The sequence below is a fragment of the Rhodococcus sp. IEGM 1341 genome (genome assembly GCF_030056895.1).
In the GTDB taxonomy this organism is placed as follows: domain Bacteria; phylum Actinomycetota; class Actinomycetes; order Mycobacteriales; family Mycobacteriaceae; genus Rhodococcoides.
Genome location: NZ_JASHKV010000012.1, coordinates 78,549 through 104,033, shown reverse-complemented (window position 1 = coordinate 104,033; position 25,485 = coordinate 78,549). Strand labels below are relative to the sequence as shown.

Here is a 25,485-nt window from a genome sequence, read left to right as displayed (position 1 = left end):
ATCTCGGTGTGCTTCTACTCGTCAACCGTAGTGCAGCAATGCAGATGGCGCGTGCGCCGACGCATACTGCCCGCGACGGACACCGTGGAGCAGATTTCGTGCAAGCCGCCCATCGACACAGGTGTCCGTGGGTAGGGTTCGATCCTGTGAAAGCTTTGCGCCGATTCACCGTCCGAGCCCATCTTCCCGCCCGCTTGAATGCCCTCGCCGAGCTCTCGACAAACCTCAGGTGGTCGTGGCACTCGTCGACGCAGGATCTGTTCGAGCACATCGATCCACTGTTGTGGACCGAACTCGAGCGCGATCCCGTCGCCGTACTGGGAGCCGTCGCACCGGCGCGTCTCGAGGAACTCGCGGCCGACGAGCGCTTTCTGACCGAGCTGGACGCCGCCGAAGCGGATCTGCACGACTACCTCGCCCGTCCGCTCTGGTACCAGAACGAACTGGCCGAGGGACGTGCTCTGCCGTCGGGCATCGGGTATTTCTCGATGGAGTTCGGCGTCACCGAGGTGCTGCCGAACTACTCGGGCGGGCTAGGCATCCTGGCCGGTGACCACCTCAAGGCGGCCTCCGACCTGGGGTTGCCGTTGATCGGCGTCGGGTTGCTCTACCGCTCGGGATACTTTCGCCAGTCGCTGACGGCCGACGGTTGGCAGGCCGAACGCTATCCGTCCCTCGACCCGCACGGTCTGCCTCTGCGGTTGCTCACCGACGACGGCGACTCTCCGGTGCTGATCCACGTGTCCATGCCCGGATCTCGGGTTCTGCGGGCACGGGTGTGGATCGCCCAGGTGGGACGTGTCCCGCTGCTGCTGCTCGATTCCGACATCGCGGACAACGACCCCGAGCTCAGAGGAGTCACCGACCGGTTGTACGGCGGCGACCAGGATCACCGCATCAAGCAGGAGATACTCGCCGGTATCGGCGGAGTTCGAGCGATCCGGGCCTACACCCGTGCACACGGACTGCCCGATCCCGAGGTGTTCCACATGAACGAGGGCCATGCCGGCTTCCTGGGCGTCGAACGCATCCGCGAACTCGTCACCTCGGGAACCCTGGACTTCGACGCGGCACTGGCTGCGGTGCGAGCCGGCACCGTCTTCACCACTCACACTCCTGTCCCCGCCGGAATCGACCGGTTTCCGGCCGATCTGGTGCGGCACTACTTCGGAAGTGCGGACGGGGGCGCGGAGTCGGCGCTGCTGCCGGGTCTGCCGATGGACCGAATCCTCGCCCTCGGCGGCGAGAGCGACGCCTCGGTGTTCAACATGGCGCACATGGGGCTGCGTCTGGGACAACGCGCCAACGGGGTGTCGAAGCTGCACGGAATCGTCAGCCGCGAGATGTTCAACGACCTGTGGCGAGGATTCGACGCCTCCGAGGTGCCGATCGGGTCGGTCACCAACGGCGTGCACGCTCCGACGTGGTCTGCCCGGGAATGGGCGCTGGAGGGGGAGCTGTCCTCGGACCGCGTGTGGTCCACGCGCAACACCCTTCGCGCGCAACTGGTGGACGAGGTGCGGCGTCGGGTGCGGCGCTCGGCGCTCGAACGCGGCTCCACCGAGGCCGAGATCAGTTGGACAGCAAACGTTTTCGATCCCAACGTACTCACCGTCGGGTTTGCTCGACGGGTACCGACCTACAAGCGGCTGACGCTCATGCTGCGCGAACCCGAGCGACTGCGCGCCATGTTGCTGGACCCGGTTCGTCCGGTCCAGCTGGTGGTCGCGGGCAAATCGCACCCCGCCGACGACGGCGGAAAGGCGCTCATCCAGCAGATCGTCAGGTTCGCCGATCAGGCCGACGTACGGCACCGCATCGTGTTCCTGCCCGACTACGACATGTCCATGGCTCGATTCCTGTACTGGGGATGCGATGTGTGGCTGAACAATCCGCTGCGCCCGCTCGAAGCGTGCGGTACCTCGGGCATGAAGTCCGCGCTCAACGGCGGCTTGAACCTGTCGATTCGCGACGGGTGGTGGGACGAGATGTACGACGGGGAGAACGGCTGGGCCATCCCGACGGCCGACGGCGTCACCGACGACAATCGCCGTGACGATCTGGAGGCCGCCGCGCTCTACGAACTGCTCGAACAGGCAGTACTGCCGAAGTTCTACGACCGCGGGGACGACGGCGTGCCGAGCCGCTGGATCGAAATGGTGCGGCACACCCTCGAGCAGCTGGGGCCGAAAGTGCTGGCGTCGAGAATGGTTCAGGACTACACACTCGGCTACTACGCGCCCGCAGCCGAATCCGCCCGCGCGGCCTCGGCGGAGAAGCACCGCGGTGCCACGGACGTCGCGTCGTACCGCCGCCGCGTCGAACAGGCATGGGGCGCAGTGAAAGTCACCCGCGTCGACAGTGAGGGTCTGCCCGACACACCGGTGATCGGTGCGGAGCTCTCACTGCGCGCGAACGTCGATCTCGGTGGACTGGACGCGTCGGACGTCGTGGTGCAGGCGGTCGTGGGACGCGTCGACGAGGACGAGAACCTCACCGACATTCGCACGACGGCCATGACGCACGTGGGAACCGACGGCGGCGAGCACGTGTACGCGGGCGAGACGCGGCTACCGCACAGCGGCACGGTGGGATACACGGTGCGGGTGCTTCCTCATCACCGCGGTCTGGCCTCGGATGCCGAGCTCGGTTTGGTGGCGACTGCCTGAGGGGCAGCTACTTTCCGGCCAGGCGGGTGAGGGCCTTGCGGACCACCTCCGGGTCCGAGGTCTCCCAGAACGGCGGCAGCGAGGCACGTAGGTAGCCGCCGTAGCGGGCGGTCGCGAGGCGCGAATCGAGAACGGCGACAACACCTTTGTCGTCGACGCTACGGAGCAGTCGACCGACGCCCTGCGCCAGCAGCAGGGCTGCATGGTTGGCAGCGACCGCGAGAAAGCCGTTGCCGCCACGTGATTCGACGGCCTGCTGCCTGGCCACCAGCAGCGGATCGTCGGGCCGCGGGAACGGAATGCGGTCCAGGATCACCAGGCTCAGCGACGGGCCCGGGACGTCGACGCCCTGCCACAGTGACAGTGTCCCGAACAGGGAGGTGGCCTCGTCGTCGGCGAACTTCTGCACCAGGGCACCGGTGGAGTCGTCGCCCTGGCACAGGATCGGCGTGTCGAGGCGCTCCCGCATCTCCTCGGCGGCGGCCTTGGCGGCGCGCATGGACGAGAAGAGTCCGAGTGTGCGGCCACCGGCGGCGCTGACCAGCGACTCGATCTCGTCGAGGTAGGACCTGGAGAGGCCGTCGCGTCCGGGCGGCGACAGATGCTTGGCGATGTACATGATCCCTGCCCGAGCGTGGTCGAACGGCGACCCGACGTCGAGCGAATTCCACCTGATCGACCCGGTATCGGACGGCGGTTCCACACCCGACGCCATCGCGGTGTCACTGCGCGACGGCTTCTCCGCAGGCAGGCCCCAGTTGACAGCCAACCCGTCGAACGATCCGCCCACGGTCAAGGTCGCGGAGGTGAGGACCACGGTGGACTCGGCGAACAGGCGCGCTCGCAGCAGCCCGCCCACCGACAGCGGTGCAATGCGGACGGTGCGTTTGACGTTGCCGCGGAAATCGTCGACGGCATGCCAGACGACGTCCTTGCGTTTGGCCGGATCGGGTTCGTCGAATGCCGTGAGAACACGGACCGCGCTGTCGTGGACCTCGTCGACCGCCACGAGCGCGGCGCTGCGAGCCGCGGCGGCCTCGGGGTCACTGGTGGCCATGCCCTGCTTGTTGGGGCCGATCGCGGTGCGTACCGCCCAGGCCGCGTCGCGAATGGACGCGAGCGCGGGGCCGACGCCCTCGGGTAGGGACTGCCACCGGCTCGGGGGCAGCTCGTCCAGAATCGCGGCCCAGTTCTCGGCAGCTCCCTCGAGCTGGTCGACCGTCTCCTCCTCGATGAGCTTCGCGCTACGACGCGCCGCGGCGGTGACGGTCGCGGCCGACAGTTCCTCGGTGGCCACGCCGGTCACCCGGTCGACCAATTCGTGGGCCTCGTCGACGACCACGACGTCGTGCTCGGGCAGGATCTGAATTCCGGTGATCGCGTCGATCGCGAGCAGGGCGTGGTTGGTCACGACGACGTCGACCTGGGCGGCCTCGGTACGGGCGCGCTCGGCGAAGCAGTCCTCGCCGACGGGGCAGCGGGATTTGCCCAGGCATTCACGCGCGGTGACGCTGACCTGACGCCAGGCCTGATCGCTGACTCCGGGCACGACGTCGTCGCGGTCGCCGGTTTCGGTCTCGGACGACCACTTCGTCAGCCGTACCACCTCGCGTCCCATCCGCGAGACGGCGAAAGGGTCGAACAGTTCCGCATCCGGTGCCTCTTGCGCGGCACCGGTGTGGATCTTGTTCATGCACAGATAGTTGTTGCGGCCCTTCAGGATTGCGAACTTGGGGCGACGGCCGACGGCCTCGGTCAGGGCGTCGGACAGGCGGGGGAGATCGCGGTCGACCAGCTGCCGCTGCAGCGCGATGGTGGCCGTGGAGACGACGACGGTCTTGCCCGATTCCACCGCGTGCCTGATGCTCGGGACGAGGTAGGCGAGGGACTTACCGGTTCCGGTGCCCGCCTGCACCGCCAGATGTTCGCCGGTGTCGATGGAGTGCGCCACCGCCGAGGCCATCGTCAGCTGATTGCTGCGTTCCTTGCCGCCGAGCGAGTGCACCGCGACCTGCAGGAGAGCGGGAACGGTTGGCAACTCGGTCTTCGACGGCACCGAAGCAGACTACTGCCGATCGCCCACCCGGTTCGGTACCGACACCGCTCTCACCCCTCGACGAACCGGGTGGGTATCGCCGGCTCGCCCTGGGACAGCTTCAGGCCCTCCCACGGGAGGCTGACGAGGCGCCTGGCCAGCAGGTCGCGGCCGTCGGCGAGCGTCGGTAGGTCGGCGACTCGTTCGCCGCCGCGAACCAACGGCGTGGTCAACGTCTCCGCCGTCAGATCGTCGTCGACGGTCGGGGGAGCGTCGAACGGGTACACGATCTCCTCGACTGCGGTGCCGGTGCGGCGCGCGGTACGCAGCGCCGCCTTGGTGCCACCGCGCGACTCCTTGTGACTGCTGCGCTTGGCGACGGGAATGCCGTCGACGGTGACGAGTTTGTAGACCATGCCGGCCGTCGGGGCACCGGATCCGGTGACCAGCGACGTGCCGACGCCGTAGGAGTCGACCGGCTCGGCTCGCAATGCCGCGATGGCGTATTCGTCGAGGTCACCCGAGACGACGATCTTGGTTTTCGGCGCACCCAGGGCGTCGAGTTGGTCGCGCACCTGCCGGGCGAGCACACCGAGGTCGCCGGAGTCGATGCGCACACCGCCGAGTTCGGGCCCGGCCACCTCGATGGCGTTGGCAACGCCCTGGGTGATGTCGTAGGTATCGACGAGCAGTGTGGTGCCCACACCGAGCGCGCGCACCTGCGCCGCGAATGCGGACCGTTCGTCCGGGCCGTCGGCTGTGGTGTGCAGCAGGGTGAAGGCGTGGGCCGACGTGCCCGCGCCGGGGACGCCGTGGCGTCGGACGGCTTCGAGATTGGACGTCGCGGTGAACCCGGCGAGATATGCCGCGCGTGATGCGGCGACAGCGGCTTCCTCGTGGGTTCGACGCGAACCCATCTCGATGATCGGACGGGACTTCGCGGCCGCCACCATCCGCGCTGCAGCGGACGCGATGGCGCTGTCGTGATTGAGGATCGAGAGCACTACTGTCTCGAGGACCACGCACTCGGCGAAGGTGCCGCGGACGGTCAGAACGGGGGAGCCGGGGAAGTACAGTTCACCCTCGCGATAGCCGTCGATGTCGCCGGTGAAACGGTAGTTGCGTAGCCACTCGACGGTGTCGGCGTCGAGGAATTCGGCGACGATCCGCAACTCGTCCGGCCCGAATCGGAAGCGCGCGATCGCGTCGAGAATGCGTCCGGTGCCGGCCAGAACTCCGTATCGACGGCCACCGGGCAACCTGCGCGCGAAGACCTCGAAGCTGCAGATGCGATCGGCGTAGCCGCTGGCCAGGGCGGCCGAGAGCATCGTGTATTCGTACTGATCGGTCAGCAGCGCGGTGCTGGCACCGTCGCTGTGATTCGCGTGATCTGTGGTCGCGTGGTTGCTCACCTCGCCCACACTACGAGCGAAGGGGCGAGCGTGGGACGCTGGCCCGACACGCCGTACCCTGTTGGGCATGCCTTGGTTGACGGTGGACGGCTCGCTTCTGCCCGTGGACGGCTTCTCGGCACGTGAGGTCGTCGCTGCGTCACCGCAAGCGGTTCCGGCCCAGACCGAGGCCGTTGCGGCCGACGAATCTCACGACACCCCCTGGGTCACCATCGTGTGGGACGACCCGGTCAACCTGATGCACTACGTCACCTACGTCTTCCAGAAGCTCTTCGGCTACAGCAAGGCCAAGGCGACCGAGCTGATGATGCAGGTGCACTCCGAAGGCAAGGCCGTGGTGTCGAGCGGCGAGCGCGACGCGATGGAGAACGATGTTCGACGGCTGCACGCGGCGGGTCTGTGGGCCACCATGCAGCAGGACAAGTAGTCAACCGCTCATCACCTCTTCGTCAGAGAAGGACATCAGCAACAGTGCGCACGTGGACGAGACGGAATTCGCTGTCCGGGGTCAAGATCAAGTCCGAGATCGATGCTCGTGAGGCCGCCGTACTCCGTTCGCTTGTCGGCTCGGTTCTCGGATTGCTGCGCGACCGTTCCGCCGCTGCCCCCACCGACGAACTCGCAGCGCTGACCGGTCTGCGCACCGGGCACAACAGTCCGCCCGAGGACGCCGCACTGGCGCGGCTGTTGCCGGACTTCCACCGCGCCGACCCCGGCCGCGACGAGGAGGACCCGACCGACCTCAACGGTGCCCTGCGCGGACTGCACGAGCCCGAGATCATCGACGAGAAGTTGGCTGCCGGATCGATGATCCTGGCCACGCTTCCCGAGTCCGGTGGCAAGATCGTGCTGACCCAGGAGCAAGCGGATGCTTGGCTGACCGGCCTCAACGACGTGAGGCTGGCGCTCGGCACGACGCTGGGGATCAGCGCGGACACACCCGACGTTCTCGACGAGGGTGATCCTCGCGCTCCACATCTCGACGTCTACCACTGGCTGACCTGGATGCAGGATTCACTCGTACAGGTCCTCATCCCCTAGGACGCACGCGTGACCGCTGCATTCCAGACTCCCGGACCACGGGACTCCCTGACCGACGTGGCCGGTCTGCTGGTCGGTCACCATCACGAACTCGACGACGACGCCGCGATGGGCTCCGGTTCGGCCACCGGCTGCACCGTGGTGCGTGCGCTGGGTGGTGCGACGGCGGCCGTCGATGTTCGCGGCGGCGGGCCGGGGACTCGCGAGACCGATCTGCTCGATCCGAGCCACTCCGTGCAGCACGTCAACGCGATCCTGTTGACCGCGGGCAGTGCCTACGGGCTCGCCGCGGCCGACGGTGTCATGCGGTGGCTCGAAGAGCACGGTCAGGGCATCCCGATGGGCAGTCCCGATCACGTCGTACCGATCGTCCCCGCCGCGGTCATCTTCGATCTTCCGGTCGGCGACTGGGCTTCACGGCCGACGGCGGAATTCGGCTATCTCGCCGCGGCCGCAGCGGCAACCGATTTCGCGACGGGATCGGTCGGGGCCGGTGTTGGTGCCCGCGCCGGAGTTCTCAAGGGCGGCGTCGGTACCGCGAGCACGGTGATCGCGGGCGGTCCGGCGGAGGGGGTCACCGTCGCGGCGCTGATGGTCGCCAATCCGGTGGGCGCGGTGTTCGACCCGCGCACCGGCCTGCTGTGGGGCGTCGGCACGCTCGGGCCCGCGGCGTTCGGGATGCGCAAGCCCGACGTGAACCAGCTGTGGTCCGCGCTCGCCTTCGAACCGAAGGGCACTGCGCTCAACACCACGATCGGGGTCGTCGCCACCGATGCAGCGTTGTCGTCCGCGTCGTGCAAGCGGATTGCCGTCGCCGGTCACGACGGGTTGGCGCGGGCCGTGCGACCGGCACACTCGCCGCTCGACGGCGACACGATCTTCGCCGTGTCGACCGGCACCAGACCCGTCACCGCGGAGTCCTCGGTGCCCGCCGCGTTCTCCGCGGAACTCCCGGTACTGGCCGCGGTCACCGAGGCCGCGGCGATCGTCGTCGAGCGAGCCATCGTCGCGGCCCTGCTCGATGCCACCTCGGTGGCCGGCATCCCCACGTACCGCCAGATCTTCACGTCCGCGTTCGGTGGATCGAGAGCCTGAGCTCAGCTCGCGCGATACCTCTGCCCGGTACCGTGGAGGGAACTGTTCCGGAGGCGATCATGAGCGATATCAGTAACCGTCCCGCCGAGCGTGCGCGGCCGGTCTGGATGCAGGCCGCCATTCTGGTGGGAGCATTCACCGTGTTGCTGTGGGTCATCGAGTTCATCGATGTGGCCAGCGGGTCGAGGCTCGAACGCAACGGGATACAGGCCCGCTCGGTCGAGGGTTTGTGGGGCATTCTGTTCGCGCCCGTGCTGCACGACGACTGGCAGCATCTGATCGCGAACACCGTGCCGATAGCCGTACTCGGATTTCTGGTGTTGCTCTCCGGTTTGACGCGTGGTCTGGCTGCCACCGGGATCATCTGGGTGGTGGGCGGGTTCGGTACCTGGCTGACCGCCGGTTCCTACACGAACACGATCGGCGCGTCGATCCTGATCTTCGGTTTCATCGCATATCTGTTGGTGCGTGGCTTCTTCACCCGCAAGCTCGGTCAACTCGCGATCGGAGTCGTGGTGTTCGTGCTGTACGGCAGCGCACTGTGGGGCGTGCTGCCGAGCGAGCCCAACGTCTCCTGGCAGGGGCATCTGTTCGGCGCGGTCGGCGGAGTGGTTGCCGCTCGACTGCTGTCCGCCGACGCGCGAGCCGAGAGGGCACGCGCGAAATCGCTCGATCGGCCCACTTCGTAGGTTCGAGGTAACTGCAGACACACCCGTGGTCGGTGGTGAATTTCGCCGACTCGCGCTGTGAATACTGCCCGAACGTTTCGAGTGATGCGTTCGGCGTGGCAGCATGGCTTTCATGCGAATTACCGTCCTGGGATGTTCGGGCAGTGTGTCCGGACCCGATTCACCCGCGTCGGGCTACTTGTTGGAAGAAGAGGAGACCGCGCCGGTCGTCCTCGACTTCGGTCCCGGCATCCTCGGGGCGTTGCAGCGCTACGCCGATCCCGGAGATGTGAGCGTTCTGCTCTCGCATCTGCACGCCGATCACTGCCTCGACGTTCCCGGACTGCTGGTGTGGCGTCGCTACCATCCCAGCCCGCCGGAGGGACGAGCGATCGTCTACGGACCCAAGGACACGGCGTTCCGGCTCGGAGTCGCCTCGGCCGAGTGCGGCGGGCAGATCGACGACATGTCCGACACCATCGACCTGCGTCGCTGGGTGGACGGACGCACCGTGGAGTTCGGCAAGTTGTCGATTCTCGCTCGGCAGGTGTTCCATCCCCCCGAGTCGTACGGCATGCGCGTCACCACGGCGCAAGGCCGCACCTTCGCCTACAGCGGAGACACCGGAATGTGTCAGGCCGTCCGGGACCTGGCGCACGGGGCCGACATGTTCCTGTGCGAGGCGTCGTGGACCGACAGTCCGGAGCGGCCCGAGGGAGTGCACCTGTCCGGAACCGAGGCCGGCCGCATCGCTCGTGAGGCCGGGGTGGGGGAGCTGCTGCTCACCCATATTCCGCCGTGGACGTCCCGTGAGGACGTCATCGCCGAGGCCAAAGCGGAGTTCAGTGGACCGGTGCACGCCGTTCTCCCAGGGGACGTCTTCACCGTCTGAGGACGCGCTAGGCTTCGAGTCGTGTCCAGACGAGAAGACGGCAGGGCGGACGACGAGCTCCGCAACATCAAGATCACCCGCGGCTTCACCAGCCACCCGGCAGGGTCGGTGCTGGTCGAGTTCGGCAACACCAGGGTGATGTGCACGGCCAGCGTCGAGGAGGGCGTGCCGCGCTGGCGGAAGGGATCCGGCCTCGGTTGGCTCACCGCCGAGTACGCGATGCTCCCGGCCGCGACGCACACTCGCAACGGCCGTGAGTCCGTCAAGGGCAAGGTCGGCGGGCGTACCCAGGAAATTTCCCGCTTGGTCGGGCGTTCACTGCGTGCCTGCATCGATTTGGCCGCCATCGGCGAGAACACCATCGCTCTCGACTGCGACGTACTGCAGGCCGACGGCGGCACCAGAACTGCAGCTGTCACCGGAGCGTTCGTGGCTCTCAACGACGCGGTCACCTACCTGCGGGCAGCGGGACGACTGGCCGATCCGCAGCCCATCTCGTGCATGATCGCCGCAGTCAGTGTCGGCGTGGTCGACGGCCGAGTGCGCCTCGATCTGCCCTACGAGGAAGATTCGCGCGCCGAGGTCGACATGAACGTCGTCGCTACCGACACCGGCACGCTGGTGGAGATCCAGGGAACCGGAGAGGGTGCGACCTTCCCCCGAACCACCCTCGACAAGCTGCTCGACTCCGCATTCGTCGGCATCGAGAAGTTGTTCGAGGTGCAGAAGGAAGCATTGGCGTTGCCGTACCCGGGCGATCTGCCCGAGCCTGCGGCCGCGGAATCGAAGAAGAAGTTCGGTGGCTGACACCGAGCTGCTGGTAGCGAGCCGAAACGCGAAGAAGTTGCGCGAACTCCGGCGGGTGCTCGACGCCGCCGGAGTGGCCGGAATCGAACTGGTCGGCCTCGACGAGGTCCCGCCGTTCCCGGAGGCCCCCGAGACCGGAGCGACCTTCGAGGAGAATGCACTCGCCAAGGCGCGTGACGGAGCGGCGGCCACCGGATTGCCATGTGTGGCAGACGATTCCGGAATCGAAATCGATGCCCTGAACGCCATGCCAGGGGTGCTCTCGGCTCGCTGGTCCGGTGCGCACGGGCAGGACGAGGCCAACACCGCACTGGTGCTGGCGCAGTTGACGGACACCCCCGACGAGCGTCGCGGAGCCGCATTCGTCTCGGCGTGTGCGCTGGTGATTCCCGGCGGCACCGAGACGGTGGTCCGCGGTGAATGGCGCGGAGTAGTGGGCCGAGAGCCGGTGGGGGAGAACGGCTTCGGCTACGACCCCATTTTCGTGCCGGAGGGCGACGGCCGCAGTGCCGCGCAACTGAGCCCGGACGAGAAGGATGCCGCCTCACATCGCGGTCATGCACTGCGCAAGCTCGTTCCGGCGCTCGAAGAACTGACGGGGCGGTAGCTCGTGGCGATGCGAACCGTTCTGACGCGGACGTCGGTTGTGTTCGCCGCCGCTGCGCTGTGCCTGGCAGGTGCCCCGGCCTCCGCGGCACCGGCCGCGGGCTCCTTCGCCGAGGCGTTCGCGTACTCGATCGCGCACCCGGGCGTGACTCCTCCGGGCTCGAACGACTTCTCGTGTGTTCCGAGCGCGCAACACCCGGAGCCGGTGGTGCTGGTGCACGGCTTCCTGGAGAACTCGTACGACAACTGGGCATCGCTGTCGCCGAAGCTGGCCGAGGCCGGATACTGCGTGTTCGCGATCGACTACGGCAACACCGGGCCGGTTCGGGCGTTCGGTGCGCTCGAGCCCATCCCGGAGAGTGCCGCGGAACTGTCGACGTTCGTCGATTCCGTACTTGAGGCAACAGGTGCGCAGAAGGTGTCGATCGTCGGCCACTCGAAGGGTGGCACGGTGCCGCGGTACTACGCCCGCTTCCTCGGTGGAGACCGAACGGTGGCACGCATCGTGGCGTTGTCTCCGCCGAACTACCCGACGGCGGGACCGCCGGTGCAGGACGACGTGCTCGAGCGACTGAACGAGGGCAGCGACACCGTCTCGGGCATCGAATACACGACGATCGTCACCCGTTACGACCAGATCGTCGTTCCGTACACTGCCTCGCTGCTCAGCGGCGCGGGAAACACGAATGTGGTGTTGCAGGACGTGTGCCCGGCCAACACCGTCGAGCACACCGGAATCTCGTACGATCCGCTTGCTCAGCGGATGGTGCAGAACGCATTGGATCCGGAGAACGCAGAGCCGATCAACTGCTGATGTCAGACGCCGAAGTCGGCTTTGACCTGCTTGGTGCGCTTGTGCTCGACGTAGAACGACAGGAACGGGATAGTCCCGGCGAGCAGTGTGCCGATCGTACGGGCAGCAGGCCAGCGCACCTTGATCGCCAGATCGACGGTGAGCACGAGATACACGAGATAGACCCAACCGTGTACGACGGCAATCCAATTGGGCACGTTCTCGACCTTGAAAATGTACTTGGCGACCATCTCGGTCACGAGAACGAGCAGCCAGATTCCCGTGGCGTACGCAAGAACGCGGTAGCGCAGCAACGCGGACGCGATCTTCTGAGTCTTGTTCGCAGACGCCTGCGTCTTCTCCGGTGCCGAACTCACGTGGTGCTCCTGTCGGTCCCGCGGGATTCGTTCAGCTCCGCGAGGTAGCTGTTGTACTCGAGTAGTTGCCGCGCCTCGGGATCGTCGAGGTCGCGGGCGTCTGCCGCAGGCGCGCTGCGCTGGGGGAGCAGGTCGAGGGGCACTTCTGTGGGTCCGTCGGGTCGCGCTGCTGCCGCCTCGTCCGGGTCCTCGTCTTCGAGGCGGACGAACTTGCGGTAGGCGTAGACCACGAACACTGCGAACAGAGGCCATTGAAAGGCATATCCGAGGTTCTGGCCGTTACCGCCCACTGCCTCGAAGCGCTCCCACTGCCACCAGCCGAGGCCCAGGCATACCGCCGCGGACACGATGACCAGCGCGATCAGTGCTGGCCGACGGTTCGGGCGGGATGAAGTCACCCCTCGACGGTACCGGAGGTACTACTACTGCAGGTAGTCGCGTGCTGCGGCCCGGCGGTGATTCTCACCATGGACGGTTCGAGTTCGGCTCATGCTCGACGACGGTTGGCCCGTGCCTGGGCGAGTTGCTCGGCACCGGGCCCGGTCACGTCGCCCAGGGCGCTGCTGCGTCCGGTCAGAACCAGTGCCAGGGTGCCGGCCGATCCTTCGATGACCGGGCCCTCTCCGCGGCTCCAATCCAGATCGGTCGCGCGCCACTGCAGTCGAAGCTCGGGGCCCTTGAACGGTGCGGCACCGCTCGCGGGCACCAGGAAATCGAGCATCGTGATCATGCGATGGCCGGGAACATGATGTTCGATTCCCAGCGGCGTGCACACGTCCAACCCGTGCACGATGACGTCGGACAAGGGGGCCAGCGGACCGTGGCCAGGCGGGGTGAATTTCTTGTCGGCATGACCGGTGAGCAAGGCGGGCAATTCGTCTCCGTGCTCGCGACGAACGCGCATGGTCATCAGTTGATTGGCCCGGTCGAAGTTGCCTCGGGTGCGCACCATGACGAGTCCGAACTGCCACAGCGGGACGATCAGTGGCACCACCAGATGGGCGGCGACGTCTCGGACGGTCCACGCCTCGCACAGCGATTGGGCTTCCCATTGCTCGGGAGTGAGAGTCTCGAGAGTTCTTGCGAGAGAACGCCTCTCGTCTGCAATCTCGGCGAAGATCGTGTCGTTCGATTCCTCGGGCATTCGAACCGCCTTCACACGTCGGAACCTGCAGAAGTCTCGAGGAAAGCCGGGCCGATAAATCCATGGTGCGCGAGGGGGGACTTGAACCCCCACGTCCTGAGACACTGGAACCTAAATCCAGCGCGTCTGCCAATTCCGCCACTCGCGCGTGCCGGTGAAGTCTACAACCTGGATGGTTGTTGTCAGTGGCGCGGTCTGCTCGACTGTATGCCCACGAATTGTTCGGATGCTCACCTGTACAGGTAGGCATCTGGACAATCGGTGGGCACACGTCATGCGGTGTACACCGTACGGTGTCGCTACACTCGCCGAGTGGCATCGAAAAAGGACCTCCCCTTCGACCCGGCCCGGACACTCGGGCTTCTGTGGCGAGTCGGTGCCAAGCCGAGTCGGACCGGACTGAGCGTGGATGCGATCGTCGATGCCGCCATCGAACTGGCCGACGCGAACGGTCTCGAGGCGGTGTCGATGCGGAACGTGGCCGAGCATCTCGGCGTCGGCGCGATGTCGCTCTACACGCATGTACCGGGGCGGGAGGAGCTGGCCGATCTGATGATCGATCGAGCGCTTGCAGGTCTCTACTCGCACGTCGACGAGCCGTCCTCCGTCGCCGGCGGATGGCGTCCGGCGATGCGCTTCGTCGCCGAGCGCAATTGGGCTCTGTACCAACGGCATTCGTGGCTGCTCGAAGCGGAGGGTGCACGGCCGGTGCTCGGCCCGCACACCAACGACAAGTACGAGGCCGAGTTGCGCCCCCTCGACGGCATCGGCCTGGGCGACGTCGAGATCGACTCCGTTCTCACGCTGGTTCTCACACACGTCTCCGGTACTGCGCGAGCCCTCGCCGGCGTGACGCGTGTCAAGGAACAGTCGGGCATGTCAGACGCCCAGTGGTGGGCGGCCACCGCGCCGATCCTCGAACGGGTGATGGACCGCGAACGCTTTCCGGTGTCGTCTCGGGTCGGGACGGCCGCGGCGACGTCGTACGACGCCGCCAGCGACCCCGTGCACGCCTACCGGTTCGGGTTGGAGTGCATTCTCGACGGCGTGGAGGCAATGATGTCGCGAGGTCAGCCCGTCGGTCGAAGTGCCGCCTCGGACTGACGTTGCTTCGGCCTGCGTAACTTGTGTTGATATCGCCAGATCGCGTGCTCGAGTGAGGCGAGTTCGGTGCCGAGTGCGTCCGCCGTCGTTGCAAGAATCACGGACGCGCGATCCTCGGCAATGCCGACGGACAGGTTCTGGTGGAGCGGTTCGAGCGCGTCGGCGACGAACGTGTTCAGATGTTCGGTCGCCTTGTCGGTGCGCACTCCCAGCTGCATGAGCATGCACTCCCAGGTGGTCTCGCCGAGCCCGGGAATTGCGCAGAACGCCTCGAACTGGTGTTCGGTGTGCTGCTCGAAGTCGCTCGAACGACTCAGGCCCACCGAGATCAACGTCCGAGCGGCCACGGCAGCGGCAGCGCCCTTGGTTCGACTGTTTCCCGGAACCAGTTGACGGTTGGAGAGAATCTCGACGAGTAGATCCGGACTGTCGGTCAGTTCGGCGAGGGTTGTCAAGTCGTCGAGTCGGTTATCGCCGCGATGCGATCGCCATCGCTGGACCACCGCACGGACCCCACTCGACGGGCCGCCGTAGGGAGCGCGCGCCGAGAAGATCGCATCCAGCAACGCCACCTCGCTCTCGCCCCGCCAGCCCGGTGTCCAGTGTGGCGAACGGGATTGCGGCGCATGCGATTCGATGTGCAGAAGCATCGCGTCGAGCTCGTCCTCGGTGCCGATATCCGTTACCGATGAATACATGAATTCCCCCCGAATTTCGTCGACCGCTCTCCCGACGAGCGGCTCGTTCGCACAAGGTAGAGGACCGCACCGACAAGGTCGGGAAGCGCTCGTCTGTGCTCGAGATCACATCACGAAAAGATAACGAAAAATGCGAGGCTTTCCTCATGTTCTGGTGTTCCGCTCGGCGCTCTCGCCAGCGTCTATACGGGTTACCGACGAGTCGGGTAAACAAAAGGTAAAGCCGCTTCGGGTGACGTACTCGCTGGTAGCACTCGGACGTCCGAGCAAACCTGAGGATTTCCTCATGATTTTGTGTCAACCTTGAGCAGCGCGGAGGAGCTGTCGACGAAGACCGGCTCACCGCTTCGACCCTGTAGCCCACGACGCCATGGGGCAGTCATCACAGCGAACGCCCCGACCCCCGAGGCGTCCACGAGAGGAATCTTCAGCCTTGACGATCAACGAGAGCACACCATCACACGGACGAGGCTCGCGAAGCACCGGCAACGCAGACAAATCCCCTAGAAGCAATGGCGGCTCTCGGACTCTGGCAGATCGTTTCGCCGCGGGCGAGCCGTACGCATTGGCCTTCGGCGGCCAGGGCGCACCGTGGCTCAGCTCCCTCGAGGAATTGGCTCGCGACTCCGCGCTCGAACCCGAACTGACCGATCTCGTCAACGAGGCAGCAGTCACTCTCGCGCCCGTGGCCGACGAGCTGCTGGTCGTGCGCTCGGTCGGCTTCGATCCGATCGGTTGGATGCTCGAACAGGACCTCGCCGATGACGACACCGTCGGCTCGTACGGACCGTCCGAGGCTGCTCTGACCTCCGCTGCCGTCTCGCTCCCCGGAGTGTTCCTCACCCAGGTCGCAGCACTGCGTGCGTTGAAGTTGCAGGGACTCGATCCGGCCCAGACCCCGCCCGTCAAGGTCGTCGGACACTCGCAGGGACTCATCGCCGCCGAGTCCGTCGCAGCCGACGGCGCACAGGATGCGAACTTCCTGGCTATCGCCCAGCTCGTGGGTGCTGCCGCAGGTCTCGTCGGCCGCCGCCGCGGCATCATCGGTGCCGGAGACCGCGCGCCGATGGTCTCGGTTGCCAACGTCGAACCCGCACGGCTGCAGGCGATCATCGCCGAACTCGCGATCGACGGAGCGCCGGAGCGATCCGCAGCTCTGGCCATCCGCAACGGCCGTCGTCGCGTCGTACTCTCGGGACCGCCGGCCCAGCTGGCTCGCGTGCAGGAGAAGTGCGAGCAGATCGCTGCCGAGGAAGAGCGCGACCGCGACGCCAAGAAGCGTGGCGGTGCCGTGTTCGCCCCGGTCTTCGAGCAGCTTCCCGTCGAGATCGGCTTCCATCACCCCGCTCTGGCAGACGCCGTCGAACTCGTCAGCGCCTGGGCACAGCGTTGCGGTCTCGATGTCGATCTCGCACGCGAGCTCGCACAGAAGATCCTCGTCGACTCCGTGGATTGGGTCGACGCCATCGACGGCGTCGTCGACGCCGGTGCCGACTGGATTCTCGATCTCGGTCCGGGCGACCTGCTCACCCGCATGACCACTCCGGCGTTGCGCGGACAGGGCGTTGGCATCATCGCCGCCTCCTCGCGCGGTGGCCACCGCAATCTGCTCACTCCGGGAGCTGCTCCCGAGGTCCAGCCCGCATGGTCTGCCTACGCCCCCACTCCGGTCACGTTGCCCGACGGCCGCGTCGTGGTCGAGACCTCGTTCACCAAGATGACCGGACGTTCGCCTATCCTGCTCGCCGGCATGACGCCGACGACGGTAGACGCCAAAATCGTTGCCGCAGCTGCCAATGCAGGGCACTGGGCCGAGCTCGCCGGTGGCGGCCAGGTCACCGAGGACATCTTCACCGATCGTGTCGCCGAACTCTCCACACTTCTCGAGCCCGGCCGCGCGATCCAGTTCAACTCGCTCTTCCTCGATCCGTACCTGTGGAAGCTGCAACTCGGCGGACGCCGCATCGTGCAGCGCGCTCGCGCAGCGGGTGCGGCCATCGACGGCGTCGTCGTCACCGCAGGCATCCCGGAACTCGAAGAGGCAGTGGCCCTCATCGAAGAGCTGTCCGAGGCAGGTATCAGCTACGTCTCGTTCAAGCCCGGCACCGTCGCGCAGATTCGCGCCGTCATCCGGATCGCCAACGAGGTTCCCTCGTACCAGGTCAACGTCCACATCGAGGGCGGCCGCGCAGGCGGACACCACTCGTGGGAGGACCTCGACGACCTGCTGCTGACCACCTACGCGGAGCTGCGGTCACGGCCCAACCTCGTCGTCTGTGTCGGCGGCGGCATCGGCACACCCGAGCGGGCAGCGGAGTACCTCACCGGAACCTGGTCGGCTGTGCACGGCTACCCGAAGATGCCGCTCGACGGCATCCTCGTCGGCACTGCAGCGATGGCAACCCTGGAGGCCACGACGGCTCCCGAGGTCAAGCAGCTTCTGGTCGACACACCCGGAACCCCCGACTGGGTCGGTGCCGGTACCGCGAACGGCGGAATGGCCTCGGGCCGTAGCCAGCTCGGTGCCGACATCCACGAGATCGACAATGCGGCATCGCGGTGCGGCCGACTGCTCGACGAGGTCGCAGGCAACGCCGACGCCGTGGCCGAGCGTCGCGACGAGATCATCGCCGCACTCGACGGCACCGCCAAGCCCTTCTTCGGTGACGTTGCCGAGATGACGTACCAGCAGTGGCTGGTTCGCTACCTCGATCTGGCCATCGGAACCGACTCGCGCAGCGACTTCGATTGCGGCGGCGAATTCACCGACGCCGTCTCCGAGGCACGCGAGTCGGTGTGGCTCGACGTCACCTGGCGTACTCGCTTCCTGGAGATGCTGCAGCGCGCCGAGGCTCGCCTGCACCCGGTCGATCGCGGACCCATCCCCACCTTGTTCGCCGACGCCGAGGTTCTCGAACGCCCGCGTGCAGCTCTGAAGTCGCTGCTCGCACAGTTCCCCGACGCTGCCGACGTGGTTCTGCACCCGGCCGACATCACCTTCTTCACTTCGCTGTGCCGCATGCCTGGCAAGCCGGTCAACTTCGTCCCCGTCGTCGACGGAGACGTGCGCCGCTGGTGGCGCAGTGACTCGCTGTGGCAGGCACACGACGCCCGCTACTCCGCCGATCAGGTCTGCATCATCCCCGGTACCGTCGCCGTCGCAGGCATCACTCGCGTCGACGAGCCCGTGGGCGAGCTGCTCGATCGCTTCGAGAAGGCCACTGCGGATCAGCTTCTCGCCGAGGGCGTCGAGCCCACGGCCATCGCGAGCCGTCGCCACGCCGAGATCGCACCCGGACTGCTGGGCATCGTGCTCGCTGCTCCCGACGTCACCTGGGCCTCGCGGATGACGCAGAACCCCGTTGCACGCCTGGGTGATCCGGCCGACTGGACCGTGGAGTCCGAGACGGTCGCTGTGCACCCGCAGACCGGTTCGTCGCTGACCGTTCTGGATTCCGAGCACGTGGAGCTGCTGGTTCCGCTCGCCCCGGGCAAGGAAGTTCGTATCCGCCTGACGGTTCCGGCCTCGACGATCGACGGCGGCGCTCCCGTCGTCACCGCGCAGGACGCTCAGCAGGCCATGTCGGCGCTGCTCGGAGTTGCTGCAGGCCAAGAGCTTCCGGCCGTCAAGGGCGGCGTCGCCCGGCTGAACATCGCATGGATCCCCGATCTGATCGCCGATCACGCAGGCGTCACCGGATCGGGACTGCCGGATTCGCTAACCGTCAGCGGCAAGGCCGTTCCCGACGTTCTGGTCGGTGCCTGCTGGCCCGCTGTCTTCGCAGTGCTGGGTGCCACCCGCAACGCCGAAGGCATCGACGTCATCGAGGGCATGCTCGACCTGGTGCACCTCGATCACAGCGTCAACCTGATCGGCGAATTGCCCACCGACACCTCGATTCTCGTGGTCAAGGCTGCGGCCGGAGAGGTGCTCGACACCGACCTCGGCCGCGTCGTCGAGGTCACCGTCGAGATCGGTGCCATGCTCGGCGAGGGCCTCGATGCTCCCGCCGTCGCAACTCTGGTGGAGCGCTTCGCGATTCGTGGACGCACCGGCAAGGGCGAACTCGTCGACCCGGCCCGCGCCGGCGGCTCGGTGAGCGCCGACGCCAAGGACACCCCGCGTCGTCGTCGCCGTCAGGCCACCATCGTGGCCCCGCGCAACATGGCCGCGTTCGCTCAGGTCTCGGGCGATCACAATCCCATCCACACCTCGGACGCCGCGGCGCTGCTCGCCGGCCTCGGCAGCCCGATCGTGCACGGCATGTGGCTCTCGGCCGCCGCGCAGCAGACGGTGACCGCAGTCGACCACGCGGACACCAAGACTCCGCCGCGTCGCCTCACCGCATGGACCGCACGCTTCCTCGGCATGGTTCGACCCGGAGCGGAGATCGATGTTCGCGTCGACCGCACCGGATTCGACCAGGGTGCCGAACTGATCGAGGTCTCCTGCCGTGTCGCAGGCGAACTGGTCATGGTCGCCACCGCTCGCACCGCGCCGCCGAAGACCGTCTACGCGTTCCCGGGCCAGGGCATCCAGCGTGCGGGCATGGGCCTGGACGCTAGGTCTCGGTCGAAGGCTGCACGTGAGGTGTGGGAGCGTGCCGACAAGCACACCCGCAGCGCACTGGGATTCTCCATTCTCGCTGTGGTGCGCGACAACCCGACGTCGCTCAAGGCGCGCGGCGTCACGCACAAGCATCCCGATGGTGTGCTGCACCTGACGCAGTTCACCCAGGTTGCGATGGCCGTTCTCGGCGTCGCACAGGTTGCCGAACTGCGTGAATCCGGTGCTTTCGTGGAGAACTCGATTCTCGCGGGCCACTCCGTCGGTGAGTACAACGCCCTCGCAGCCGTTGCCGGTGTACTCCCGCTCGAAGCCGTCCTCGAGGTCGTCTTCCAGCGTGGTTCGGCCATGCACGCGCTGGTTCCGCGTGATGCCAGCGGCCGCAGCGACTACCGCATGGCAGCGATCCGCCCGTCGCAGATCGGCTTGGCCGATCAGGACGTGCAGGGCTTCGTCGCCGGTGTCGCAGAAGAATCCGGTGAGTTCCTCGAGATCGTCAACCTCAACCTGCGCGGTTCGCAGTACGCCATCGCAGGCACGGTTGCCGGCCTCGGCGAGCTGGAGAAGAAGATCGCGATCCGCCGAGCGGAGTTCGGTGGCAAGGCCGCCTACATCATGGTTCCCGGCATCGACGTGCCGTTCCACTCCACGGTGCTGCGCGGCGGAGTCGACGACTTCCGCAACCGCCTCGAGACGCTGCTCCCCGAGCAGATCGATCCGGCGATCCTGGTGGGGCGCTACATCCCGAACCTGGTGCCCAAGCCGTTCTCGCTGAATCGCGAGTTCGTTCAGGAGATCGCCGATCTGGTTCCGTCCGAGCCGCTGAACACCGTTCTCGCAGAGTTCGATTCGTGGGCAGCACGGCCGAGCGCTCTGTGCCGGGTGATCCTGACCGAGCTGCTGGCATGGCAGTTCGCCAGCCCGGTGCGCTGGATCGAAACCCAGGACCTGCTGTTCGCAGACGAGTCCGACGGCGGCATGGGCGTCGAGCGCTTCGTCGAGATCGGCCTGGGGGCAACCCCGACCGTGGCGAACCTCGCGTCGCAGACCCTCAAGCTCCCGGGCCGCTTCGGCCACCCGGTCGAGGTACTCAACCTCGAGCGCGAGGCTGCGATCATCTACGGCACCGACACCGACCCGGCTCCGGCCGACGAGGAAGAGTCGACACCCGTGGAGGCCGCTGCTCCGGCGGCAGCTGCAGCTCCGGCCGCAGCTCCCGCTCCGGCATCAGCACCGTCCGGCGGACCTCGTCCGGACGACATCGCGTTCGTCGCCGCCGATGCGACCAAGATCCTCATCGGTCTGTGGACCAAGCTGCAGCTCGATCAGATCGGGCCTGCCGACACCATCGAGGCTCTGTGCGACGGTGTGTCCTCGCGTCGTAATCAGCTGCTCGTCGACCTCGGTTCCGAGCTCTCGCTCGGTGCCATCGACGGTGCAGCCGATGCCGACATGGGTGCGCTCTCGGGCACGGTGAACAAGCTGGCTCGTACGTACAAGCCGTTCGGTCCGGTGCTCAGCGACTCCATCAACGACCATCTCCGCAAGGTCTTCGGCCCCTCGGGTCGACGCCCGGCCTCGATCGCCGATCGCGTCAAGAAGACCTGGGAACTGGGCGACGGCTGGGCGCACCACGTCACCGCCGAGGTCGCCCTCGGTACCCGTGACGGTGCCTCGGTTCGTGGTGGCGCACTCGGTGGCCTGGCCGACGGCGCTCTCGCCGACGGCAACGCAGTCGACAACGTCATCGACGCGGCCGTGGCCGCGGTGGCCGCACGCCGCGGCGTCGCAGTCTCGATGCCGCAGGCAGGGGGCGGAGCCGGCGGAACCGTCGACGCTGCTGCTCTCGGTGAGTTCACCGAGCACATCACCGGCCGCGACGGCGTCCTCGCCTCCGCAGCCCGGTTGGTGCTCGAACAGCTCGGACTGGCCGATGCGCCCAACGCACTGCTGGCCGAGGATCCCGACGCCGCTCTGGTCGAGCTGGTCTCGGCCGAGTTGGGATCCGACTGGCCTCGCCTCGTCGCGCCGGCGTTCGACGCCAAGCGCGCCGTCCTGATCGACGACCGCTGGGCCACCGCCCGTGAGGACCTGGCCCGGTTGTGGCTCGGTACCGCAGGCGACGTCGCCGTCGAGTCCTTCGCCGGTGCCGGCAATGCCGTTGCAGCTCAAGCACAGTGGTGGAAGGCCAAGGCCGACTACGAGAACAAGGCAGTGCTGGCCGAAACCTTCGGACGCATCGCGGACATCGCGGTCGCATCCGAGGACAAGGGCCCATGGGCCGACGAGGTCGCAGTGGTCACCGGCGGCAGCAAGGGCTCCATCGCAGCTGCGGTGACGGCCAAGCTGCTGGCCGGGGGAGCGACGGTCTTCGTCACCACCTCCAGGCTCGACGACGAGCGACTCGGCTTCTACCGCAGCCTCTACCGCGACAGCGCACGCAGCGGAGCGTCGCTCTGGGTGGTTCCGGCCAACATCGCGTCGTACACCGACGTCGATGCACTCATCGAGTGGATCGGCAGTGACTACATCGACACTGCCGGTGGCGCAAAGACTCTCGTCAAGGCCGCCACGACACCGACGATGCTGTTCCCGTTCGCAGCGCCTCGGGTCATGGGCGAGATGTCCGACGCCGGAGCTCGCGCCGAGATGGAAATGCGCGTGCTGCTCTGGTCGGTCGAGCGTCTGATCACCGGACTGTCGAAGGTCGGTTACGACACCGACATCGACACTCACCTGCACGTGGTGCTGCCGGGATCGCCGAACCGCGGAATGTTCGGTGGCGACGGTGCCTACGGCGAATCGAAGGCCGCACTCGACGCAGTCGTCGCCAAGTGGGGCTCGGAGAAGAACTGGGCCGAGCGGGTGTCCATCGCCCACGCTCACATCGGGTGGGTGCGCGGCACCGGCCTGATGGGTGGCAACGATCCGATCGTCGAGGCCGTCGAGGCCGAAGGCGTTCGCACCTGGTCCACCGACGAGATGGCGACCGAACTGCTCGAACTGTGCACACCTACCGCTCGCCGTCAGGCTGCGCAGGAGCCGATCGTCGTCGATCTCACGGGCGGCTTGGCCAACACCAAGCTCAACCTCGTCGAGCTCGCTCGGGATGCAGCTGCGGCCGCTGCCGAGAAGACCGAAGAGGCAGAGGACAACTCGGTCATCGCGGCGCTGCCCGCACCGCCGCGGCTGTCCACGTCGACCACGGCTCCGGCCTGGCCGACACTGGACGTCGACCCGAAGGACCTGGTCGTCATCGTCGGCGCGGGCGAGCTCGGACCGTACGGTTCGGCACGTACCCGCTTCGAGATGGAGGTCGACGAGCAGCTCTCTGCCGCAGGCGTTCTCGAACTCGCATGGAACACCGGCCTCATCGCCTGGGAGAACGATCCCAAGCCGGGTTGGTACGACATCGAGTCCGGTGACCTGGTGCCGGAGGAGGACATCGCCGACAAGTATCACGACATGGTGGTCGAGAAGTGCGGTATCCGTACCTACGGCGACGACGGCGCGATGGTCGGCAACACCGCCCCGCTGATGACCTCGATCTTCCTCGACAACGACCTCACGTTCGTGGTCGGAACCGAGATCGACGCCCGGTCGTTCGCAGCAGCGGACCCCGAGCACACGCTGATCACACCGGTTCCGGATTCGAGCGACTGGCAGGTCACCCGCAAGGCGGGCACCGAGATTCGCGTTCCGCGCAAGATGAAGCTCACCCGCACCGTGGGTGGACAGATTCCCACCGGATTCGATCCCACCAAGTGGGGCATCTCGCCCGACATGGCCAGCTCGGTCGACCGAGTGGCACTGTGGAACATCGTCACCACGGTCGACGCGTTCATCTCCTCGGGCTTCAACCCGTCGGAACTGATGCGCTGGGTGCACCCCACGCTGGTCGCCAACACGCAGGGCACCGGCATGGGCGGCATGGAATCGATGCGCTCGCTGTACATCGACACCTTGCTCGGCGACGCTCGTGCGAACGACATCCTGCAGGAAGCTCTGCCGAACGTCGTTGCTGCGCATGTGGTTCAGTCGTACATCGGTAGCTACGGCGCGATGGTTCACCCCGTCGCCGCCTGTGCCACCGCGGCCGTCTCCGTCGAAGAAGGCGTCGACAAGATCAAGCTGGGCAAGGCGCAGCTCGTGGTCGCCGGCGGCTTCGACGACCTGAGCACCGAGGGCATCATCGGCTTCGGCGACATGTCGGCCACCGCGGACTCGGCAGCGATGACCGCCAAGGGCATCAGCGATCGACGGTTCTCGCGGGCCAACGACCGCAGGCGCGGTGGATTCGTCGAATCCCACGGCGGCGGAACGATTCTGCTCGCTCGCGGAGACCTGGCACTCGAGATGGGCCTGCCGGTCCTCGGAGTGGTGGCCTACGCACAGTCGTACGGCGACGGAGTGCACACGTCCATCCCGGCTCCGGGACTCGGCGCGCTCAGTGCCGGTCGCGGAGGAAAGGATTCGGCGCTCGCGCTCTCGCTGAACGCACTGGGCGTCAGTGCAGACGACGTGGCCGTGATCTCCAAGCACGACACCTCCACCGCAGCCAACGACCCGAACGAGGCGGAACTGCACACTCGCCTCGCCAAGGCCATCGGCCGTTCGGACGGCGCTCCGCTGTTCGTCGTCTCGCAGAAGAGCCTCACCGGACACTCGAAGGGTGGAGCGGCTGCCTGGCAGCTGATCGGCCTGTGCCAGGTGCTGGCCAACGGTGTCATTCCGCCGAACCGCAGCCTCGATTGCGTCGACGACAAGATGACCGGCTTCGAGCATCTGGTGTGGGCACGGGAGCCGTTGCGCTTCGGTGACTCGGTACCGCTCAAGGCAGGTCTGCTCACCTCGCTCGGATTCGGCCACGTGTCCGGACTCATCGCTCTGGTGCACCCGCAGGCGTTCCTCGAGGCCGTTCCGGCGGACCGACGTGCGCAGTACATCGCGAAGGCGAACGAGCGTCGCATCGCCGGTCAGCGCAGGCTGATCTCCGCGATGGTGGGAGGAGACTCCCTCTACGAGCGGCCCGACGATCGACGGCTCGGACATGACGGGACGCCGGCCAAGGCGTCACGCGAACTGGAGGCAAACGTGTTGCTCAACGAGTCCGCTCGCCTCGGCGCGGACGATGTCTACTCCTCCGGTCTGCCGGGTGCCATCTGATGGCGATCCTGGGAGTGGGTTTCGACCTGGTGACGGTGTCCGACTTCGCCGAGCAGATGGAGAAGGTCGGCACGACGATGATCCGCGACAGCTTCACCGCGGGCGAGCGGCGTCATGCCGCAACGAAGAGTTCCGACCCGACCCGCCACTACGCGGCTCGGTGGGCCGCCAAGGAAGCGGTGCTGAAGGCCTGGGCGACATCGCGATTCGCGCGTCCGCCGCAGATCGGTGACAACCCGTATCCGTTGATCGAGGTCGTCAACGATGCGTGGGGTCGGCCGTCGATCAAGTTGCACGGGATGGCACAGGAGTTCCTGCCGACGGTGAAGATTCATCTGTCGCTGACACATGACGGCGACATCGCCGCCGCGGTGGCGATTCTGGAGGAGTGAATTCGCTCCGAGAACGAGT

Annotated in this window: 18 protein-coding genes and 1 tRNA gene; 12 read left to right on the top strand and 7 right to left on the bottom strand. The window is 66.8% G+C overall.

Going from position 1 to position 25,485, the window contains the following annotated elements; translation table 11 throughout:
• Window positions 1-146: 146 nt before the first annotated feature.
• A complete protein-coding gene (glgP, locus tag QM615_RS20735) occupies window positions 147-2,669 on the top strand; it encodes an alpha-glucan family phosphorylase (RefSeq protein WP_149406328.1) in 2,523 nt (840 codons plus the stop codon).
• Window positions 2,670-2,676: 7 nt separating this feature from the next.
• Here the strand turns inward: glgP and QM615_RS20730 are convergent, their stop codons facing one another.
• Both QM615_RS20730 and QM615_RS20725 read right to left on the bottom strand, forming a co-directional pair.
• The gene (locus QM615_RS20730) at window positions 2,677-4,725 is read right to left on the bottom strand and encodes an ATP-dependent DNA helicase (protein WP_068050406.1); all 2,049 of its coding nucleotides are present in this window, start codon (window positions 4,723-4,725) and stop codon (window positions 2,677-2,679) included.
• 50 nt (window positions 4,726-4,775) lie between these two features.
• A complete protein-coding gene (locus QM615_RS20725; RefSeq protein WP_283347881.1) occupies window positions 4,776-6,125 on the bottom strand; it encodes a nicotinate phosphoribosyltransferase in 1,350 nt (449 codons plus the stop codon).
• A 58-nt stretch (window positions 6,126-6,183) separates the two neighbouring features.
• Here QM615_RS20725 and clpS point away from each other — a divergent pair, with 58 nt between their 5' ends.
• The 8 genes from clpS (at window position 6,184) to QM615_RS20685 (ending at window position 12,039) form a co-directional block, all read left to right on the top strand.
• Window positions 6,184-6,543 (top strand): ATP-dependent Clp protease adapter ClpS, encoded by a 360-nt coding sequence (clpS, locus tag QM615_RS20720; RefSeq protein ID WP_269595871.1) that lies wholly within the window; start codon window positions 6,184-6,186, stop codon window positions 6,541-6,543.
• Window positions 6,544-6,587: 44 nt separating this feature from the next.
• Window positions 6,588-7,157, top strand: coding sequence for an oxidative stress transcriptional regulator AosR (gene aosR / locus QM615_RS20715; protein ID WP_068050408.1), 570 nt, complete (start codon window positions 6,588-6,590; stop codon window positions 7,155-7,157).
• Window positions 7,158-7,166: 9 nt separating this feature from the next.
• A complete protein-coding gene (locus QM615_RS20710; protein WP_283347880.1) occupies window positions 7,167-8,252 on the top strand; it encodes a P1 family peptidase in 1,086 nt (361 codons plus the stop codon).
• A gap of 59 nt (window positions 8,253-8,311) precedes the next feature.
• The gene (locus tag QM615_RS20705; protein WP_149406325.1) at window positions 8,312-8,941 is read left to right on the top strand and encodes a rhomboid family intramembrane serine protease; all 630 of its coding nucleotides are present in this window, start codon (window positions 8,312-8,314) and stop codon (window positions 8,939-8,941) included.
• A gap of 112 nt (window positions 8,942-9,053) precedes the next feature.
• The gene (locus tag QM615_RS20700; RefSeq protein WP_188078671.1) at window positions 9,054-9,812 is read left to right on the top strand and encodes a cyclic nucleotide-degrading phosphodiesterase; all 759 of its coding nucleotides are present in this window, start codon (window positions 9,054-9,056) and stop codon (window positions 9,810-9,812) included.
• A 21-nt stretch (window positions 9,813-9,833) separates the two neighbouring features.
• Complete coding sequence (rph, locus tag QM615_RS20695; protein ID WP_068050410.1) at window positions 9,834-10,619, top strand: ribonuclease PH; 786 nt, start codon at window positions 9,834-9,836, stop codon at window positions 10,617-10,619.
• Entirely contained in the window at window positions 10,612-11,226 is a 615-nt protein-coding gene (gene rdgB, locus QM615_RS20690; protein ID WP_283347879.1) for an RdgB/HAM1 family non-canonical purine NTP pyrophosphatase, read from the top strand. The genes rph and rdgB overlap by 8 nt, the downstream gene beginning before the upstream one ends.
• A gap of 9 nt (window positions 11,227-11,235) precedes the next feature.
• On the top strand, window positions 11,236-12,039 hold the full coding sequence (locus QM615_RS20685; protein ID WP_283347882.1) for an esterase/lipase family protein: 804 nt from the start codon (window positions 11,236-11,238) through the stop codon (window positions 12,037-12,039).
• A gap of 2 nt (window positions 12,040-12,041) precedes the next feature.
• On the opposite strand, the gene QM615_RS20680 is transcribed toward QM615_RS20685, so the two are convergent.
• The 4 genes from QM615_RS20680 to QM615_RS20665 form a co-directional block, all read right to left on the bottom strand.
• A complete protein-coding gene (locus QM615_RS20680; protein WP_068050412.1) occupies window positions 12,042-12,395 on the bottom strand; it encodes a DUF3817 domain-containing protein in 354 nt (117 codons plus the stop codon).
• Window positions 12,392-12,793 (bottom strand): transcriptional regulator, encoded by a 402-nt coding sequence (locus tag QM615_RS20675; protein WP_188078670.1) that lies wholly within the window; start codon window positions 12,791-12,793, stop codon window positions 12,392-12,394. Before QM615_RS20675 ends, QM615_RS20680 begins: the two co-directional genes overlap by 4 nt.
• 89 nt (window positions 12,794-12,882) lie before the next feature.
• Complete coding sequence (locus tag QM615_RS20670; RefSeq protein ID WP_283347878.1) at window positions 12,883-13,539, bottom strand: maleylpyruvate isomerase family mycothiol-dependent enzyme; 657 nt, start codon at window positions 13,537-13,539, stop codon at window positions 12,883-12,885.
• A 63-nt stretch (window positions 13,540-13,602) separates the two neighbouring features.
• A tRNA-Leu gene (locus QM615_RS20665) sits at window positions 13,603-13,687 on the bottom strand.
• Between the two features lie 164 nt (window positions 13,688-13,851).
• On the opposite strand from QM615_RS20665, the gene QM615_RS20660 reads away from it, so the two are divergent.
• Complete coding sequence (locus tag QM615_RS20660; protein ID WP_283347877.1) at window positions 13,852-14,643, top strand: TetR/AcrR family transcriptional regulator; 792 nt, start codon at window positions 13,852-13,854, stop codon at window positions 14,641-14,643.
• On the opposite strand, the gene QM615_RS20655 is transcribed toward QM615_RS20660, so the two are convergent.
• Window positions 14,610-15,341 carry a DUF8548 family protein gene (locus tag QM615_RS20655; RefSeq protein ID WP_283347876.1) on the bottom strand — a complete coding sequence of 244 codons (732 nt, stop codon included), beginning with the start codon at window positions 15,339-15,341 and terminating at the stop codon, window positions 14,610-14,612. The two genes, QM615_RS20660 and QM615_RS20655, sit on opposite strands and share 34 nt — an antisense overlap.
• A 433-nt stretch (window positions 15,342-15,774) precedes the next feature.
• Here QM615_RS20655 and QM615_RS20650 point away from each other — a divergent pair, with 433 nt between their 5' ends.
• Together QM615_RS20650 and acpS are read left to right on the top strand one after the other, a co-directional pair.
• On the top strand, window positions 15,775-25,074 hold the full coding sequence (locus QM615_RS20650) for a type I polyketide synthase (protein ID WP_283347875.1): 9,300 nt from the start codon (window positions 15,775-15,777) through the stop codon (window positions 25,072-25,074).
• Window positions 25,074-25,466, top strand: a complete 393-nt coding sequence (gene acpS / locus QM615_RS20645; RefSeq protein WP_008715184.1) for a holo-ACP synthase AcpS — start codon at window positions 25,074-25,076, stop codon at window positions 25,464-25,466. The genes QM615_RS20650 and acpS overlap by 1 nt, the downstream gene beginning before the upstream one ends.
• The last annotated feature ends 19 nt before the right edge of the window (window positions 25,467-25,485 follow it).